Source organism: Streptomyces sp. NPDC001056 (genome assembly GCF_053598955.1).
The window spans coordinates 48,548-66,808 of sequence record NZ_JBSFLI010000001.1 but is presented as its reverse complement, the minus strand read 5'-3'; the positions used below and the strand labels follow the sequence as shown (position 1 = coordinate 66,808).

The 18,261-nt window shown below is 73.8% G+C and carries 17 protein-coding genes; 15 read left to right on the top strand and 2 right to left on the bottom strand.

The features are described from left to right. Positions 1-51 precede the first annotated feature (51 nt). Positions 52-2,106: an NAD(+) synthase gene (locus ACWDD7_RS00305; RefSeq protein WP_450455367.1), complete on the bottom strand. Its 2,055-nt coding sequence runs from the start codon at positions 2,104-2,106 to the stop codon at positions 52-54. A 103-nt stretch (positions 2,107-2,209) separates the two neighbouring features. On the opposite strand from ACWDD7_RS00305, the gene ACWDD7_RS00300 reads away from it, so the two are divergent. From ACWDD7_RS00300 to ACWDD7_RS00265, 8 genes are all read left to right on the top strand, one after another. Continuing rightward, positions 2,210-2,497, top strand: coding sequence for a metal-sensitive transcriptional regulator (locus tag ACWDD7_RS00300; protein ID WP_351869237.1), 288 nt, complete (start codon positions 2,210-2,212; stop codon positions 2,495-2,497). Between the two features lie 220 nt (positions 2,498-2,717). After that, positions 2,718-3,383, top strand: coding sequence for a vitamin K epoxide reductase family protein (locus ACWDD7_RS00295; RefSeq protein WP_351869240.1), 666 nt, complete (start codon positions 2,718-2,720; stop codon positions 3,381-3,383). Positions 3,384-3,470: 87 nt separating this feature from the next. Next, entirely contained in the window at positions 3,471-4,247 is a 777-nt protein-coding gene (locus tag ACWDD7_RS00290; RefSeq protein WP_351869243.1) for an SseB family protein, read from the top strand. Between the two features lie 236 nt (positions 4,248-4,483). Continuing rightward, positions 4,484-6,157, top strand: coding sequence for an aa3-type cytochrome oxidase subunit I (gene ctaD, locus ACWDD7_RS00285; protein ID WP_351869246.1), 1,674 nt, complete (start codon positions 4,484-4,486; stop codon positions 6,155-6,157). Beyond that, complete coding sequence (locus tag ACWDD7_RS00280) at positions 6,154-6,702, top strand: hypothetical protein (RefSeq protein WP_351869249.1); 549 nt, start codon at positions 6,154-6,156, stop codon at positions 6,700-6,702. Before ctaD ends, ACWDD7_RS00280 begins: the two co-directional genes overlap by 4 nt. Before the next feature lie 260 nt (positions 6,703-6,962). Further along, complete coding sequence (locus tag ACWDD7_RS00275; RefSeq protein ID WP_450455828.1) at positions 6,963-7,208, top strand: hypothetical protein; 246 nt, start codon at positions 6,963-6,965, stop codon at positions 7,206-7,208. Further along, on the top strand, positions 7,208-9,457 hold the full coding sequence (locus tag ACWDD7_RS00270) for a heavy metal translocating P-type ATPase (protein ID WP_450455365.1): 2,250 nt from the start codon (positions 7,208-7,210) through the stop codon (positions 9,455-9,457). Before ACWDD7_RS00275 ends, ACWDD7_RS00270 begins: the two co-directional genes overlap by 1 nt. After that, on the top strand, positions 9,454-9,975 hold the full coding sequence (locus ACWDD7_RS00265) for a copper chaperone PCu(A)C (protein ID WP_450455363.1): 522 nt from the start codon (positions 9,454-9,456) through the stop codon (positions 9,973-9,975). The genes ACWDD7_RS00270 and ACWDD7_RS00265 overlap by 4 nt, the downstream gene beginning before the upstream one ends. Positions 9,976-9,996: 21 nt before the next feature. Here the strand turns inward: ACWDD7_RS00265 and ACWDD7_RS00260 are convergent, their stop codons facing one another. After that, positions 9,997-10,143, bottom strand: a complete 147-nt coding sequence (locus tag ACWDD7_RS00260) for a hypothetical protein (RefSeq protein WP_450455361.1) — start codon at positions 10,141-10,143, stop codon at positions 9,997-9,999. Here ACWDD7_RS00260 and ACWDD7_RS00255 point away from each other — a divergent pair. The 7 genes from ACWDD7_RS00255 to asnB all read left to right on the top strand — a co-directional run bounded on the left by ACWDD7_RS00255 (position 10,142) and on the right by asnB (position 18,250). After that, positions 10,142-10,840, top strand: coding sequence for a hypothetical protein (locus tag ACWDD7_RS00255; RefSeq protein ID WP_450455359.1), 699 nt, complete (start codon positions 10,142-10,144; stop codon positions 10,838-10,840). The two genes, ACWDD7_RS00260 and ACWDD7_RS00255, sit on opposite strands and share 2 nt — an antisense overlap. A 174-nt stretch (positions 10,841-11,014) precedes the next feature. Then, complete coding sequence (locus ACWDD7_RS00250) at positions 11,015-11,686, top strand: sigma-70 family RNA polymerase sigma factor (protein ID WP_450455358.1); 672 nt, start codon at positions 11,015-11,017, stop codon at positions 11,684-11,686. 169 nt (positions 11,687-11,855) lie between these two features. Next, positions 11,856-12,938, top strand: coding sequence for an ABC transporter substrate-binding protein (locus ACWDD7_RS00245; protein WP_450455356.1), 1,083 nt, complete (start codon positions 11,856-11,858; stop codon positions 12,936-12,938). Positions 12,939-12,940: 2 nt separating this feature from the next. Continuing rightward, positions 12,941-14,014 carry a FecCD family ABC transporter permease gene (locus tag ACWDD7_RS00240; RefSeq protein WP_450455354.1) on the top strand — a complete coding sequence of 358 codons (1,074 nt, stop codon included), beginning with the start codon at positions 12,941-12,943 and terminating at the stop codon, positions 14,012-14,014. Next, positions 14,011-14,808, top strand: coding sequence for an ABC transporter ATP-binding protein (locus ACWDD7_RS00235; RefSeq protein ID WP_450455353.1), 798 nt, complete (start codon positions 14,011-14,013; stop codon positions 14,806-14,808). The genes ACWDD7_RS00240 and ACWDD7_RS00235 overlap by 4 nt, the downstream gene beginning before the upstream one ends. A gap of 96 nt (positions 14,809-14,904) precedes the next feature. Continuing rightward, a complete protein-coding gene (locus tag ACWDD7_RS00230) occupies positions 14,905-16,407 on the top strand; it encodes an MFS transporter (RefSeq protein ID WP_450455352.1) in 1,503 nt (500 codons plus the stop codon). 16 nt (positions 16,408-16,423) lie between these two features. Beyond that, a complete protein-coding gene (asnB, locus tag ACWDD7_RS00225) occupies positions 16,424-18,250 on the top strand; it encodes an asparagine synthase (glutamine-hydrolyzing) (protein WP_450455350.1) in 1,827 nt (608 codons plus the stop codon). Positions 18,251-18,261 lie beyond the last annotated feature (11 nt).

Genomic DNA, 18,261 nt, shown 5'->3' with positions numbered 1-18,261 from the left:
CTGCGGGCCGAACGCCCTTGACGGGCAACCGCTTTCGGTCCGCCACGCCGGTCAGCGCTCGGCCGCCGCCTTCTCGAAGTCGAAGCGCGCGAGATCCGCGAGCCACACCCGGGCGTTGCCGTCCGACGGAGCCCGCCAGTCGCCGCGCGGGGAGAGCGAGCCGCCGGCCGAGACCTTGGGCCCGTTCGGCATCGCCGAGCGCTTGAACTGGGCGAACGCGAAGAAGCGACGGCAGAACACCTCCAGCCAGCGCACGATCTCCGCGAGGTCGTACGTCCCCCGCTCGGCCTCGGGGAAGCCCGGCGGCCAGGCGCCCGACTCCGCGTCGTGCCAGGCGTGCCAGGCCAGGAAGGCGATCTTCGAGGGGCGCAGGCCGTAGCGCAGCACGTGGAAGAGGGTGAAGTCGTGCAGCGCGTACGGGCCGATCTTCGACTCGGTGGACTGCATCTCCTCGCCCGGCACCAGCTCCGGGCTGATCTCGGTGTCCAGGATCGCGGCGAGGATCGAGCCGGTCTCCTCGTCGAACTGGCCGCTGCTGATCACCCAGCGGATCAGGTGCTGGATCAGCGTCTTGGGCACGCCCGAGTTGACGTTGTAGTGGCTCATCTGGTCGCCGACGCCGTACGTCGACCAGCCGAGCGCCAGCTCGGACAGGTCGCCGGTGCCGAGCACGATGCCGCCGCGCTGGTTGGCCAGCCGGAACAGGTAGTCGGTGCGCAGGCCCGCCTGGACGTTCTCGAACGTGACGTCGTACACCGGCTCGCCGGCGGCGAAGGGGTGGCCCATCTCCTTCAGCATCAGCCGCGCGGTCGGCGTGATGTCCAGCTCGGCCGCGGTGACGCCGAGCGCCCGCATCAGCCGGTGGGCGTTGTCCTTGGTGTGGTCGCTGGTGGCGAAGCCGGGCAGGGTGAAGGCCAGGATGTCGCTGCGCGGGCGCCCGGCGCGGTCCATCGCGCGGGCGGCGACGATCAGCGCGTGCGTGGAGTCCAGACCGCCGGAGACACCGATGACGACCTTCGGTCCGCCGATCGCCCCGAGCCGCTGCTGGAGGCCCTCGACCTGGATGTTGTACGCCTCGTAGCAGTCGAGGGCGAGCCGGTCGGGGTCGGCGGGCACGAACGGGAAGCGTTCGAGGCGGCGCCACAGCCCCAGGTCGGCGGTGACCGGCGGGTCGAGCAGGAAGGAGACGGTGCGGAAGTCGGCGGTACGGGCCGCGTGCGTACGGCGGTTGTCGTCGAAGCTGCCCGTCCGCTGCCGCTCCTGGCGCAGCAGGTCGAGGTCGACGTCGGCCGCCGCCAGCTGTTCGCCGAGCGGGAAGCGTTCGGACTCGGCCAGCAGCACCCCGTTCTCGTAGATCAGCGTCTGGCCGTCCCAGGACAGGTCGGTGGTCGACTCGCCGAGACCGGCCGCCGCGTAGACGTACGCGCCGAGGTAGCGGGCGGAGGCCGAGCGGCACATCAGCTTGCGGTCCTCGGCCCGGCCGACCGTGATCGGGCTGCCGGAGAGGTTCGCGAGCACGGTCGCGCCGGCCAGCGCCGCCTCCGCGCTCGGCGGCACCGGCACCCACATGTCCTCGCAGATCTCCGCGTGCAGCACCAGACCGGGCACGTCGTCCGCCGCGAACAGCAGGTCCACGCCGAACGGCACGTCCGCGCCGCCGAGCCGGATGGTGCCGCCGCGCTCGTCGTCGCCCGAGGCGATCTGGCGCCGCTCGTAGAACTCCCGGTAGTTCGGCGGGTACGACTTGGGGGCCACGCCGAGGACCCGGCCGCGGTGCACGACCACCGCGCAGTTGTAGATCCGGTTGCGGTGGCGCAGCGGGGCGCCGACGACCAGCACCGGCAGCAGGTCCGCCGACCCGGCGACCACCTGCTGGAGGGCGTCCTCGACCGCGTCGAGCAGCGGGTCCTGGAGCAGCAGGTCCTCGATCGAGTAGCCGCACAGCACCATCTCCGGGAAGACGGCGACGGCGACGCCCTCCTCGGCGCACCGGCGCGCCTGGCGCAGGACCGATTCGGCGTTGGCGCCCGGGTCGGCGATGACGGTGTGGCCGGTGCACGCGGCGACGCGCGCGAAGCCATGCTGATAGATCGACCAGAAGTTCACAGGGGGAAGCCTAGAACTTCTGCCCCGAGGGGGACGCAGGCGCTCGCCTTTGCCCCGAACCCGGACGTACAGTACCCCTAGGGGTATTTCCAGAGGAGTGAGCGTGGAACTGGAGCTTGAGGGCGCGTCCCTGAAGGCCGTGCTGAACCGGCTGCGCCGCGCGCAGGGCCAGATCTCCGGGGTGATCCGGATGATCGAGGAGGGCCGGGACTGCGAGGACGTCGTGACCCAACTGGCCGCCGCCTCGCGGGCGTTGGACCGCGCCGGTTTCGCGATCATCGCGACCGGGTTGCAGCAGTGCGTGGCGGACATCGAGTCGGGACGCAAGGACGGGCAGGACGCGGAGGCGATGAAGGCACGGATGGAGAGGCTGTTCCTGTCGCTGGCGTGATGCCCGGGGGGATGTTCGTACCGGGTGATGCCCTTCCGGGGTGACGCCCGTGCGGAGGTGAGGTCGGCGTGGTGTCGGTGTCGGCGCGTCCCCTCCGCCCGCTCCCGGGGGGACCTCGAACACCCGCGCACGGGCCGTTCGGCCCTTGTCCGCCCCCGCATGCCCTGACTTCACTGGTCCGTCGGCCCCCGACCTCCACCGGCAAGGCGGAACACGTCCGATGACCAGTGACACGACCACCGGCGCCACCCCCCAGCAGCGGGACCGGCGGAGCGCCGATCCGATCCCGCCGGAGACCACGGCCACGGCCACCGCCTCCCGCGCGTACGCCTGGCTGCTGATCGTGACCGGAGCGCTCGGCATCCTCGCCTCCTTCGTGATCACGATCGACAAGATCCAGCTGATCCAGGACCCGCACTTCACCCCCTCCTGCAACCTCAGCCCGGTGCTGTCCTGCTCCAACGTGATGCGCAGCGCCCAGGCCTCCGTCTTCGGCTTCCCCAACCCCCTCCTGGGCCTCGCCACCTACCCCGTCGTGGTGACCGTCGGGTTCGCCCTGCTGGCCGGCGCCCGCTTCCGGCGCTGGTTCTGGCTCGGCCTCAACGCGGGCACCCTGTTCGGCGCGGGCTTCTGCATGTGGCTGATGAGCCAGGCCCTGTACGACATCGGCGCGCTGTGCCTGTGGTGCTGCCTGGCCTGGGCGGCCACCATCGCGATGTTCTGGTACACCACCGCGCACAACCTGATGCACGGGGTCATCCGCGCGCCGCGCGCCGTGGTGGCGGGCGTGCTGGAGTTCCACTGGGTGGTGCCGCTCACCTGGTACCTGGGGATCGTGATGCTGATCGCCACGCGTTGGTGGGACTACTGGGGCTCGTTGCTCTGACGGAGCCCCTCCGGGAGGCACCGAGGGCCGAACGACCCGACCGATCGGCCCTGCCGCCCGCCGCGTGCGCCCGGTTAGCGTCGCGCAATGCAGCGCAAGAACATCCCCGACCCGGGCTTCGCGGGCGACGACGGCTCACCGGAACCCCGCCTCGCCGCCGCCCTGTCCGCATGGTCCGAGACCCGCTCCGTCACGGCGGAGACCGACCTGCTCGCCCTGCTCGCGGACGCCCGCCTGCTGGTCCCGATCATCGCCGTCCTCGGCGAGACGGAGACCGGCCCGGACGGCCGCAAGGGCGAGAAGACGAGCGACATGGCGGTCGCCACCCTGCGCCTGCCGGACGGCCGCCGCGGACTGCCGGCCTTCACCAGCCTCGACGCGCTGGCCCGCTGGCGTCCCGACGCCCGCCCCGCACCGGTCCCTGCCTGCAAGGCGGTCGAGGCGGCCTGGCACGCGGGCGCCGAGACCCTCCTGATCGACCTCTCGGGCCCGGTCTTCTACGAACTCTCCGGCGCCGCCCTGCGCGCCGTCGCCGAACGCCGCCCCCACCTGCCCCCGTCGCACGACCCCGAGATCGCCGGGACCCTGCGCGCGATCCTGGCCCGCCACCCGGCCGTACACCGGGCCCACCTGCTGCCGGCCACCGGCGACACGGATGCCCGGCTCGTCGTCGTACCGCCCCCGTCCGAGACGGACGACCAACTGCCCGCGTCCGTCCACAACCTGGCGGACGCCGTGCGCGACCTGGCCGCCGACCTGGCCGCGGACCCCCTGCTGCGGGTGCGCCTGGACCGGGGCCTGGAGCTCACGGTCGTACCCGGGGACCGGGCGGTCTTCGGGTCGCCCCTCTACCGCCGCCACTGACCGGCGGGCGTGGCGACGAGGGGCAGTCGCGCGGAAACAGGGGCCGCTCGGCCCTACCGAGAGGCGTACCCGGGACTGTTCAGCCCTATCGGCGGGGGGTGCCCCCGGGCCGATCATGTGGCGGGCCGGGAAGCGCCGGGTCCACAACCCGCACGCGTGGCGCTTCCCGGCCCCGCTCCGACATGCACAGCTGGGAGGGACGCCATCCGGTGGACGAGGCACAGATACACAACGTGATGACCGAACGGCCGAGCGCCGAGGTCACCGCGGCCGGCGAGCAGCAGCCGGCCGTACGACGCGCACGGCCCTCGTGGATCCAGTGGTTGACGACCACGGACCACAAGCAGATCGGGACGATGTACCTGGTCTCGTCGTTCGTGTTCTTCCTGATCGGAGGCGTGCTGGCGCTGCTGATGCGCGCCGAGCTGGCCCGGCCCGGACTGCAGATCATGTCGAACGAGCAGTTCAACCAGGCCTTCACCATGCACGGCTCGATCATGCTGCTGATCTTCGCGATGCCGCTGTTCACCGGCTTCGCGAACTGGATCATGCCGCTTCAGATCGGCGCGCCCGACGTGGCGTTCCCCCGGCTGAACATGCTGGCCTACTGGCTGTACCTGTTCGGCTCGCTGATCGCGGCGGGCGGCTTCCTGGCGCCCGACGGCGCCGCGGACTTCGGGTGGTTCCTGTACGCCCCGCTGTCCGACGCCGTGCACTCGCCGGGGATCGGCTCCGACCTGTGGATCATGGGTGTGGCGCTGTCCGGCTTCGGCTCGATCGCGGGCGCGGTCAACTTCATCACCACGATCATCTGCATGCGCGCGCCCGGCATGACCATGTTCCGCATGCCGATCTTCGTGTGGAACGTGCTGCTGACCGCGCTCCTGGTCCTGATCGTCTTCCCGGTGCTGGCCGCGGCCCTGTTCGCGCTGGAGTGCGACCGCAAGTTCGGCAGCCACATCTTCGACGCGGCCAACGGCGGCGCCCTGCTGTGGCAACACCTCTTCTGGTTCTTCGGCCATCCGGAGGTCTACATCCTGGCGCTGCCGTTCTTCGGCATCGTCTCCGAGATCGTCCCGGTCTTCTCCCGCAAGCCGATGTTCGGCTACATGGGCCTGATCGGCGCCACGATCGCCATCGCCGGTCTGTCGGTCACCGTCTGGGCGCACCACATGTACGTCACCGGCGGCGTGCTGCTCCCCTTCTTCTCCTTCATGACCTTCCTGATCGCGGTCCCGACGGGCGTGAAGTTCTTCAACTGGATCGGCACGATGTGGAAGGGCTCGCTCAGCTTCGAGACCCCGATGCTGTGGGCCACCGGCTTCCTCGTGACCTTCGTCTTCGGCGGCCTGACGGGTGTGATCCTCGCCTCCCCGCCGATGGACTTCCACGTGTCCGACTCGTACTTCGTCGTGGCCCACTTCCACTACACGATCTTCGGTACGGTCGTGTACGCGATGTTCGCCGGATTCCACTTCTGGTGGCCGAAGTTCACGGGCAAGATGCTGGACGAGCGGCTCGGCAAGATCACCTTCTGGACGCTGACGGTGGGCTTCCACCTCACCTTCCTCGTGCAGCACTGGCTGGGCGCCGAGGGCATGCCGCGCCGGTACGCCGACTACCTGGCCAGCGACGGCTTCACCGCCCTCAACACCGTGTCCACGATCGGCTCGTTCCTGCTCGGCCTCGCCCTCCTGCCGTTCCTCTACAACGTCTGGAAGACCGCCAAGTACGGCGAGCCGGTGGGCGTGGACGACCCCTGGGGCTACGGCCGTTCGCTGGAGTGGGCGACCTCCTGCCCGCCCCCGCGGCACAACTTCGTCACCCTGCCCCGCATCCGCAGCGAGTCCCCGGCGTTCGACCTGCACCACCCGGAGATCGCGGCCCTTGAGGCCGAGGCGGCGAGGTGACCGTGCCGCACCCCGTACTGGCCCTGGCCACCACCGCGGTGACCGCCTCCGGCTGCGTCTGGTACCTCCCGGCCCTCGCCGACCTCCGCGCCGGCGCCGACCGCCCCCTGTCCCGCCGCGTGCGGGCGGCGTCCTGCGTGACGGCCTGGTCGACGGCGGCGGCGGTCGCGGTGCTCCTCTTCACGACGGGCCCCTGGAAGTGGCCGGTCATGGCCGCCGCGACCGGCACCCTGCTGGCCGTGTCCCTGTTCGTCTGGTCGTCCGTCCGCCACTTCCGGGAGACCCATGAAGCGGCCACCCACTGGACGGAGCTGACCCCCGATCAGCCCCCACCGGCCCCCGACCGCACCCGCCACGTGGTCGCCGTCCTCCTGACGGCCGGCCTCACCGCGGCGGCGGCCACGGCCGCCCTCCACCTGGCCGCCGGCCCCACCACCCCCGGTGCCTGGCTCGCCACCATCACCACCCCCACGGCGATCCTGGCCCTGTTCATCATCCTGGCCGCCACCCACACCCGCTCCCACCACGACCGCCGTCCCCACTGACCACCCTCCCGTCCCCACCAGGGCGGGGCGCACTCCCTCAGCCGGCAGGTGCGCCCCGCCCGCCCCTTTTTCCCGGGGAAGCGGCCGCGACCGGCCGGCCGACGGCCCGACAGGGTGCCGGGGTGCCGGGCTCCCCGGCGCCGCCGAGTGAGGTGCGCCATATGCCCGTTCGGGAACCCGGCCGCCGGCCGGTCCGACTCCTGAGGCGGTACGGCTCGATCCGGCTGACGCCGTACGGACGTGATCTGGAGACGCGGCTGATGGACGAGTCCCGGCGATCCCCTTCCGGCGCGGGCGCCGCGCCGCGAAGGCTCGCACCCCCGCCGCCCGCTCTCTGCGGGTTCCTCCTGCTGCTGGCGCTGGTGTTCACGGTGTCCTACGCCGTCGGCGTCGCGGCCGGGCCCGTGGCTCCCGGCATGCACGGCACCGGCACGAGCCACGGCGGCGGTGGCGGCGGTGCGGGAGGCATGGACGACATGGGGGACATGCGCGGAGGAGACCACTGATGGGCGCGGCGGAACCCGCGGCCGCCCTGGTGACGACCGACCTGGCCGTCGGCGGCATGACCTGCGCGGCCTGCGTGAGACGGGTGGAGAAGAAGCTCGGCGGGCTGGACGGGGTCACGGCGACCGTCAATCTGGCCGACGGGCGGGCCCGGGTCAGCCATCCGGTGGGGATCGGCCCCGAGGAACTCGTCGCGGCCGTCGAGAAGGCCGGCTACACCGCCGTCCTGCCCGAGCCGCCCGGGCCGCCCGCGGACGACCGGGAGGCAAAGGACGCGCGGCGGGAGCGGGACCGGCTGGTCGTCACCGCGCTGCTCGCCGTGCCGGTGCTCGTGCTGTCGATGGCGCCCGCTCTCCAGTTCCGGAACTGGCAGTGGCTGTGCTTCATGCTGGCCGCCCCGGTCGCCGTGTGGGGCGCCTGGCCCTTCCACGCGCGGGCCGTCCGGGGCCTGCGGCACTCCGCGGCGACGATGGACACCCTGGTGTCGCTGGGCGTGCTGGCCTCCTTCTCCTGGTCGGCGTACGCGCTGTTCCTCGGCGGTGCCGGGGAGCCCGGCATGCGGATGCCGTTCACCCTCCTGCCGTCGGCATCGGACGGCGCCGCGCACCTCTACCTCGAAGCGGCCGCCGGCGTACCGCTGTTCGTGCTGGCGGGCCGCTTCCTGGAAGCGCGGGCCCGGCGCGGGACCGGGGCGGCGCTGCGGTCACTGGCCCAGCTCGCCGTGAAGGAGGTCTCGGTCCGCGAGGGCGGCTCCGAACGGCTCGTCCCGATCGAGCGGCTGGGCGTGGGACAGGTCTTCGCCGTACGGCCGGGGGAGCGGATCGCCACCGACGGCGAGGTGGTGGAGGGCGGTTCCGCCGTGGACCTCTCGCTGGTCACCGGGGAGAGCGAGCCGGTCGAGGTGCGGCCCGGCTCGGCCGTGGTCGGCGGAGCGGTCAACGCCGGGGGACTGCTGTTCGTGCGTGCCACGGCCGTCGGGGCCGACACCCGGCTCGCCCGCATCACCCGGCTGGTGACCGAGGCGCAGGCCGGCAAGGCGCGGGCGCAGCGGCTGGCGGACTCGGTGGCGGGGGTCTTCGTGCCCGTCGTGCTGGCGCTGGCCGTCACCGCGCTCGGATTCTGGCTCGGCGCGGGGGCCGATCCGCAGGCCGCCGTCACGGCGTGCGTGGCGGTCCTGGTCGTGGCCTGTCCCTGCGCGCTGGGCCTCGCCACGCCGACCGCGCTGATGGCCGCGACCGGCCGGGGCGCGCAGTTGGGCGTGCTCGTCGGCGGCCCTCGGGCGTTGGAGGGACTCCGGCACGTCGACGCCGTCGTGCTGGACAAGACGGGCACGCTCACCTCGGGCCGCATGGCCGTCGCCCGGGTCACGACCGTGCCCGGCGGGCCGGCCCGGGAGGCGGTGCTGCGGCTGGCCGGCGCCGTCGAGCGGGGGTCGGAGCACCCGCTGGGCCGGGCCGTCACCGCGTATGCCCGGCGGGCGGTGGGCGAGCCGTTGCCGGAGGTGAGCGGGTTCGAGGCCGTGCCCGGCCGGGGCGTGAGCGGCCGGGTCGAGGGACGGCTGGTCGAAGTCCTCGCTCCGGACGGCACGTTGCCCGGCGCCCTCGCGCGGGCCATGTCCGTGGCCGAGGCAGCCGCGCACACACCGGTCCTGGTGCGCGTGGACGGGGTGGCCGAGGCCCTGGTCGAGGTGGGGGACGTCGTACGGCCGGGAAGCTACCGGGCCGTGGACCGGTTGCGGCGCCTCGGGGTCCGGCCCGTGCTCGCCACCGGGGACCGTGAGGGCCCCGCCCGGGCGGTCGCCGCGGCCCTGGGCATCGACGAGGTGCACGCGCGCTGCACGCCCGAGGACAAGGCCGGCCTCGTGCGCGACCTGCGCGAGCGGGGCCACCGGGTCGCGGTCGTCGGCGACGGCGTGAACGACGCCGCCGCGCTCGCCGGTGCCGACCTCGGCATCGCCATGGGCAGCGGCACGGACGTGGCCATCGGGGCCGCCGACGTGACGCTGGTCCGGGGCGACATCGAGGCCCTGGCGGACGCGGTCCGGCTCGCCCGGCGCACGCTGGGCACCGTCCGGGCCAACCTCGTGTGGGCCTTCGGCTACAACGTCGTCACCGTGCCGCTCGCCATGGCCGGTCTGCTCGATCCGATGCTCGCCGCGGCCGCCATGTCCGTCAGTTCGCTGCTCGTGGTCGGCAACAGCCTGCGGCTGCGCGCCTGGCAGCCCTCGCCCGCACGGAGGCGTACCCGATGACCGAGCGGAGCCCCTGGCGGCCGTCGCGCCGCCGGCTGACCGATGCCCTGACCGCCGCTCTGGCCCCCGTGGCCGCCTGCGGCCTCGCCCTGGGCGGCCTGGCCGCCTGGGCCGGGGCCGGGAAGGCGGGCAGCCCGGCGCGGATCACCGTCTCGGCCGGGCGGGTCTACCTGCCGTACGGGAACACCACGGAGACCGCCGCCTTCTTCGACGTCTCCAACGTCGGTGGCGCGGACGACCGGCTGGTGAAGGTGACGTCCGTCGCCGCGCCCGGCGAGATCGGTCTCGGCCGGCACCGCATGGCCGGCGAGACGGCCGCGTACAAGGAGGGCGTGGACGCGGTGACGGTCCCCGCCGGCGGCGAGGTGTCCATGTCGCCGCACGGCGTGGACGTGACCCTGCGGGCCGCGGCCGGCTGGCGGGCGGGCGACCTCGTGCCGTTCACACTGCACTTCGAACGCAGCGCGCCGGTCGAGACCGTCGCGGTGGTGGTCCGGCCCGGAGACCGGCCCTCGTGACCAGGGGCCGCCGGCGGGTGGTCACGGCCGGTGGTGGCCCCCGCCGCGCGCTGCCCCCGCCGCCCGACGGCCGGTGTCCTGCTCCTCCTGCTCCTCCTGCTCCACCGGATATATGTCGGTGTACCCCCGTATGGCGGCCGAAGCCCGGATGCGATGATGAGGCGCCATGACAGCAGGGTGGTGTGCGCGCACGATACGGGCCGCGGTGTTCGCGGCCGTCTGCGTGCTGCTCGCCGCCCTGGGCCACGTCCTGATGTCCGGCAGCGACGTGCCCGCCTGGGCGCTGGTGGCCGGCCTGGCCGTGACCGGTGCGACGGGCTGGTGCCTGGCCGGGCGCGAGCGCGGGCTGCCGTTGGTCGTGACCGTCGCGGTCGCCGCGCAGACGGCGCTGCACGAGGCGTTCTCGTACGCCCAGTCGACGCGCGCGTCGTCCGGTGGTCCGGCCTCCCCGGGCATGGGCTCGATGCGGACGGACTCCATGGGGCACATGGACATGAGCCGCATGGACATGGGCCGCATGGACATGGGCCACACGGGCATGAGCCACACGGGCATGAGCCACATGGATCACATGGGGCTCTTTACGGGCGGCGGTTCGGCGTCGTTCGGGATGTTCGCCGCCCACCTGTTCGCCGCGCTGCTGTGCGGCCTGTGGCTGGCGTACGGCGAGCGGGCCGCCTTCCGCATCCTGCGCGCGGCGGCCGGATGGCTGATGGCGCCGCTGCGCCTGCTGCTCGCCCTGCCCGCCACCCCTGACCGCCCGCGCGTCCGTCCGCGGCGCCGCCGCTCGGACCGGGCGCCGCGCCTCCTCCTCGTCCACGCGATCACCTCTCGGGGTCCGCCGGTGGGGACCGCTGTCGCCTGACGACAGCAGGTTCCCCGAGGCCGCCCGGCTCTCCGCGCGCGCCTCGGGCCACGGCCGTGCGACCACGCGGGCGTCGTAGCCCCTCGTGGCGCAGGGCCGTCTCCCCACATCAGCGGACCGCGCGCCGCTGCGCGCCACCGGTCCGGATCACGGTTGACCCGAGAAGGACATCAAGTGATTACCTCTGCCCTGCCCACCTCGCGCGCGACACGCGCCCGACGCGCCACCGACGACGAGACGACGGCACCCGACGAGTCGATCACCGCATGGGCGCTGGCCGCCCGGAGCGGTGACGCGGACGCGGTCGAGCAGTTCGTGGGTGCCCTGCACCGGGACGTGCAGCGCTATGTCGCCCATCTGTGCGGCGATCCCCAGGCCGTGGACGACCTGGCGCAGGACACGTTCCTGCGGGCGCTCGGCAGCCTGCACCGGTTCGAGGGACGTTCCTCGGCGCGGGCCTGGCTGCTGTCCATCGCCCGCCGCGCGGTGATCGACAGTTATCGCCGTGCGGCCGCCCGGCCACGCCTGACCGACGTGGCGGACTGGCAGCTTGCCGTCGAGCTGGCCCAGCCGTGCGACCTGCCCGGCTTCGACGACGGCGTCGTCCTGCTCGATCTCCTGGCCTCGCTGCCCGACGACCGCCGGGACGCGTTCGTCCTCACGCAACTGCTCGGCCTGCCGTACGCGGAGGCCGCGGCGGTCAGCGACTGCCCGATCGGCACCGTCCGCTCCCGCGTGGCCAGAGCCCGCGCGACCTTGATGGAGCTGCTGGAAGACGGGGGCGGGGGCACCCCCCACACCCTCAAGGCGGCGGGGGAGGCCGCGCCCGCCGCGCTGGCGGCCTGACGGGCAGGAGGGTGCCGGTGCCGCAAAGACGCCGGCGCCGGCACCCTCCGGCGGCACCGGGGCCACGACCCGTACGCCGGCCGAACGGGAACTCGACCGCCGTCCGCGCCGACTTCTGGGGCGGGTGACGGAGGCTCGCCCGCGTACCGAGGGATCCGGGAGTTGTGCGATGCGTTCTCGACGAGTGTGGGGCGGTACGGCGGCTGTCGTGCTCGGCGGCCTGCTGGCGGCGGGCTGCGGCGGCGGGGGGAAGGACTCCGGCGGAGACGGCGCGGCGAGGTCGGGCGACTCGGCCGCCGGCGGCCACCCCGTGACCGTCACCGACTGCACGGGTGCCAGGACGACGTTCACCGGCACCCCGAAGAAGATCGTCACCAGCAACGCCTCCGCCCTGGAACTGCTGCTCCGGCTCGGCGCCGGCGACCGGGTGATCGGCACCGGTTTCCCGCCCGGCAAGGGCACCCTGCCCGGCGCGCTGGACGCGCGGGCCCGGAAGGTGAAAGTGCTCGGCCGGACCGTCATCCCCAAGGAGAAGCTGCTCGGCTCCGGTGCCGACCTCTACATCGACACCTTCGCCTCCATGGGGGGCATGGGCGGCGGCGGGATGGGCGACGCCCCGACGGCCGAGGAGTTCGAGGCCGCCGGGATCAAGCACATCTACCTGAAGTCCACCGCCTGCGCCGCACAGGGCAGGTCCCCGGTGACCGACCTGTCGGCCGTCGAGGCCGACATCACCACCCTCGGCGAGGTCACCGGCACCGCCGCTCGGGCACGGACACTCGTCGCGGGGATGAAGGAGAAGGTGGCCGCCGTCCAGAAGGCGGTCGGCGGCACGCCGCGGAGCGAGCGGCCCACGTTCTTCTTCTTCGACTACGACGCCGGCACCAAGCAGCCCTCGGTCACCTGCAACCGCCAGATCGCCAACGCCGTGATCACCCTGGCCGGAGCCCGCAACGTCTTCGCCGACTGCGACGGCGACCACGAACAGGTCGGCTGGGAGGACGTCATCGCCAAGAACCCCGACTGGATCCAGCTCGGCGTCCGCGACCGGGGCAGCGCGGCGGCGAACGAGAAGGCGTTCGACGAGGCCGAGCGGTGGCTGGAGTCCGACCCGGCCACCAAGGGCCTCAAGGCGGTGAAGGAAGGCCACCTGCTGCGCATCGGCTCCGAACGGACGACCATCGCGGGAGTGGCGAACGCCGACACGGTCGAGGAGATCGCCAGGGCCCTCTACCCGGGCAAGGCCGGCTGACCGTGGCCGTCACGCCGGTCCGCCGCAGGGCGGCGGCCGCGAGGGCGCCGGGGACCCTGTCCGCCGGCCTCCTGGCCGCGGTCCTGGCTGTGACCCTGCTCGCCTCGCTCACCGCCGCCGTGGCCCTGGGCTCGACCTCCATCCCGCCGGACGAGGTGTGGAGCGTGGTGTGGCGGCGGCTGTCCGGCGCGGCACCACGCCCCGGTACGGACGACCTCATCGTGTGGCAACTGCGCCTCCCGCGCGCTTTGTTGGCCGCCCTCGTCGGCGCCGGCCTCGGTGTCGTCGGAACGGCCGTACAGGCGCTGGTGCGCAACCCGCTGGCCGACCCCTACCTGCTCGGCGTCTCCAACGGTGCCTCCCTGGGCGCGGTCGCCGCGATCGTGCTCGGCCTCGGCGCGGGCGGGGCCCTGGGCCTCGGGATCTCCGGGGCGGCCTTCGCCGGAGCCCTGGCCACCTTCGCGCTGGTGTGGGCGGTGGCCCGGCGCGGCGGGGGCTTCGCGCCGCTGCGGCTGGTGCTGGCCGGGGTCGCGATCGGCCAGTTCCTCTCCGGCTTCACCAGCTACCTGGTGCTCCGGGCCGGAGACGAGCAGCGGACCCACGGCGTGCTCTTCTGGCTGATGGGCAGCCTCGGCGGTGCGACCTGGCAGATGCTCGCGGCCCCCGTCGTCGTCGTCCCCGCCGCCCTGCTGTGGCTCCAGGCGCGCGCCCGGGGGCTCAACGCCCTGCTGATGGGCGACGAGACGGCCGCCGGACTCGGCGTCGACGTCACCCGTCTGCGCCGCGAGCTGTTCACGGTGGCCAGCGTGCTGACCGGCGTCCTGGTGGCGGTCTCCGGTGCGATCGCCTTCGTCGCGCTGATGGTGCCGCACGCGTGCCGCATGCTCGTCGGCGGCGACCACCGGCGCCTGCTGCCGGTCTCGGCCCTGTTCGGCGCGGTGCTCCTGGTGGTGGTCGACCTCGTGTGCCGTACGGCCATGGACGCACAGGAGCTGCCGGTGGGCGTGGTGACCTCGCTGCTCGGGGCTCCGGCCCTGCTGTACCTGATGGACCGGCGCCTGGGGAGCGGCAGTTGAGGATCGATGTCGAGGACCTGCACGTCGCCTACGCCGGCCGCACGGTCGTCGCGGGCGCTCACCTGGTGGCGGCCGAGGGCGAGATCACCGGCCTGGTCGGCCCGAACGGCAGCGGCAAGTCCACGCTCCTGCGCACCGTCTACCGGCATCTGAGGCCCAGCGCCGGGCGGGTCCTGCTGGCTGGCACCGACCTGCGCGAGCTGACCCCGGTCCAGTCGGCGCGGCACGTGGCGGCCCTCCCGCAGGAACGGGGCGCCGACTTCGAACTGACCGTGCGCGAGGTCGTCGCGATGGGCCGGAACCCGTACAAACGGGCCTTCGCCGCGGAGGACGACGGCGACCGGGACATCGTGGCGCGCGCGCTCGCCGACGCCGGCATGGCGGAGCACGCGAACCGCCGCTTCTCCGCCCTGTCGGGCGGCGAGCGCCAACGCGTGCTGCTGGCAAGGGCGTTCGCGCAGCGCCCGGACGTGTTGGTGCTGGACGAGCCGACCAACCACCTCGACGTCCGCCATCAGGTGGAACTGCTCGTCCTGCTGCGCGCCCGGAGCCGTACGACCCTGGTGTCGCTGCACGACCTCAATGCCGCCGCCGCCGTCTGCGACCGCCTGCACGTCCTGCACGCCGGAGCGGTCGTCGCCTCCGGGCCGCCCCGCGAGGTCCTCACACCGGCCCTGATCGCCGAGGTGTTCGGGGTGCGGGCGGCGGTCGTCGACCATCCCCTCACCGGCGACCCGCTGATCGCCTTCGACCTCTCCGCCGCGGGTCCGTGCCGGCCCGTCCCGGCGCCCTGATTTCCGGCCAGATCCGGGAACTCGCCCGCGATCCCTCCCGACTTGTGGGACGAGGCTGCCGTCCGGCAGTCCACCCGCGACGGTGAGGGGCGGCACGTGACACGCCACAGACCCGGTTCGGAACCATCCGGTCACATACCCGTCGGCGAGGACCGCTGGCCGCTCGTCGCCGTGGCCGGTCTGCTGTCGTTCGTGGCGATGCTCGACATGAACATCGTCAACGTGGCCCTGGCGGACATCGCCGCCGGTCTGCACGTCTCGGCCGGCACCGCCCAGTGGGCGGTCCTGGGCTACCAACTCCCCGTGGTCGCGCTGCTGTTGCCCATGGGGCGCCGGCTGGACGGCGTCGGGACCCGCTCCGCCGTACTGTTCGCGACCGCGGGCTTCGGCCTGTGCAGCGCGCTCGCGGCCGCCGCGCCCTGGGTGGCCTGGCTGATCACCGCCCGCCTCGCCCAGGGCGCGTTCGGCGCCGCCCTCTTCGTGCTGATGCCGGTCCTCGCCCTCGGCTCGGTGCGGCCGGAGCTGCGCGGGCGGGCCATGAGCGTGCCCGCGACACTGGGCCCCCTGGGCGCGGTGACCGGACCGGCGGTGGGCGGGCTGCTGCTGGACCACCTGGGCTGGCGCTCCGTCTTCCTCGTCAAGATCCCTTTCTGTCTGCTCGCCCTGATCGTGGCGTGGCTGACGATGCCCGCGGACGGCGGCCCGCGTCTGCCCGACCGGCGGTCCGCGGCGGACGCGGCGCTGGTCGGCTCCGGGGTGGCCGCCCTGCTCCTGGCGCTGACCCTGGCACCGGACGACCCGCGCTGGCTGATGCTCGCGCCGGCCGCCGTGCCGGTGCTGTGGTGGTGGCTGCGGGGGCCGGGCGGCCGTCCGGTGGCCGGCGTGCTGCGGGCGGCGGGGCTGCTCCGGGCGCACGCGGCGGTGCTGGCGCTCGCGGCGGGCTTCGCCGCGATGCACTACGTCGTCGCCCTGCACCTCCGGCGCGACGACGGCGTCAGCGCCACCACGACCGGTCTGACCATGCTCGCCTTCCCCCTCGGCATGGGACTGGCCGGTCCGCTCGGCGGCCGTCTCGCCGACCGGTACGGGGCCCGGCCCGTCGCGGTCACCGGCGCCGCGCTGACCGCCGTCGGCCTGCTGCTGCTCGTCCCGCTGGGGCAGGAGTGGGCGCCGTCGCAGGTCGCCTGGCGGCTGGCGCTGGCCGGCCTCGGCATGGGCCTGAACGGCGGGCCCGCCCAGGCCCTGGTGATGGGCGCCGCCCCACCGGGGCGCACCGCCACCGTGGGGTCGTCCGTCCAGCTGGCCCGCAGCCTCGGCTTCACCCTCGGCCCGGCCCTGGCCACCGCCGCCTGGGGACTGGCCGCGGGCGACCACGGCCCGACGGCCGGGCTGGCCCTGGCGGCCGGCGCCGCCTGCCTCGCCGTCCCCCTGCTCGCACCACGCGGACGCGGGCCCGAGCCCGCGTCCGCGAAGACCGCCGACGCGGCGACCGCCGACGCGGCGACCGCCGACGCGGCGACCGCCGACGCGGCGACCGCCGACGCGAAGACCGCCGACGCGGCGACCGCCGACGCGGCGACCGCCGCCCACGACCGCTGAACGAGGAGCCGTCCCCATGTGCGGAATCACCGGCTGGGTGTCCTTCCACCACGACGCCCGCACGCAGTCCCAGGTCATCGAGGCCATGACCGCCACACTCACCTCGCGCGGCCCCGACGCGGGCGGCTGCTGGCTCGGCGAGCACACCGCGATCGGGCACCGCCGCCTGGCCGTCATCGACCTCGCGGGCGGCGCGCAGCCGATGACGGACCGGCCCGACCGGCCGTCCACCGTGCTCACCTACGGCGGCGAGGTCTACAACCACCACGAGCTGCGGGCCGAACTGCGCTCCCGCGGCCACGACTTCCGCACGCGCAGCGACACCGAGGTCGTGCTGCGCGCGTACACCGAGTGGGGCGAGGACGTCGCCGACCACCTGGAGGGCATGTTCGCCTTCGCCGTCTGGGACGAGCGCGCCCAGCGGCTGGTGCTGGTCCGGGACCGCCTCGGCGTCAAGCCGCTGTACTGGGCGGCGGTCGGCGGCGGGCTGGCCTTCGCCTCCGAGCCCAAGGCCCTCTTCGCGCACCCGGAGATACGGCCCCGGGTGGACGCGGACGGACTGCGGGAGGCGTACAGCCTGTTGTTCAACACCGGACCGACGGTGTGGTCCGGGATACGCGAGGTCGAGCCCGGCGGCGTGCTCGTCCTGGACCGTGACGGCATCCGCGAACGCCGCTACTGGCAGCTGGCGGCCGCGGCCCACGAGGACGACCGGGACACCGCCGTGGAGCGGGTCCGCGCCCTGGTCGGCGCGGCGGCACGCAGCCGGCTGGAGGCCGACGTCCCCCTGTGCAGCCTGCTGTCGGGCGGCATCGACTCCACGGTCCTGACCGCCCTGCTCGCCGACGAACTCCGGCTGCGGGAAGGCCCCGGCGCGCGGATCCGCTCGTACGCCGTCGACTACAGCGACCAGGCCGAGCAGTTCACCGGCGACGTGCTGCGCACCGGTCACGACACCCCGTTCGCCACCGAGGCCGGCGCCTTCATCGGCACCGACCACAGCACGGTCGTACTCGATCCGCGTGCCCTGCTCGACCCCGGGCACCGCCGAGCCGTCGTCGTGGCCCGCGACGCGCCGATCGGCGTCGGCGACATGGACACCTCCCTGTACCTGCTCTTCGGCGAGATACGGCGGCACTCCACCGTCGTGCTGTCCGGCGAGGCGGCCGACGAGGTCTTCGGCGGCTACCCGTGGTTCCACCACCCCGCTGCGCTCGCCGCCCGCACCTTCCCGTGGCTGCTGGTCACCGGCGACGAGGCGGCCATGCCCATGAATCCGGAACTCGACCTGCGGATCGGCGAGTTCCGCGACGACACGTACCGCACCGCGCTGGCCGCCGTACCGCACCACGAGGACGAGACACCCGCCGAGCACCGGCAGCGCGAGATGCAGCACCTGTCCCTGACCCGCTGGCTGCGCCAGCTCCTGCACCGCAAGGACCGCCTCAGCATGGCGCAGGGCCTGGAGGTGCGCGTGCCGTACTGCGACCACCGGCTCGTGGAGTACGCCTTCGCCACGCCCTGGGCCCTGAAGAGCTTCGACGGCCGGGAGAAGAGCCTGCTGCGGGCGATGGGTTCCGGTCTCGCCCCGGACTCGGTGCTGCGCCGCCCGAAGAACCACTACCCGGCCACCCACCACCCCGACTACAACCGCGGCCTGCAGGACATGGCCCGCGACGCGCTGTCCGCCGAAGGGGTGTGCGCGATCGCCGACGAGACCCGCATCAGACCCTGCCTCGACACCCCGCCCGACCGGCTGGAGTGGGGCCAGCGCCTGCGCCTCGAACGCGTCGTCGACCTCGCGCTGTGGCTGGACCACTACCGGCCCGAACTCGTCCTCTGAGGAGCCCTCAC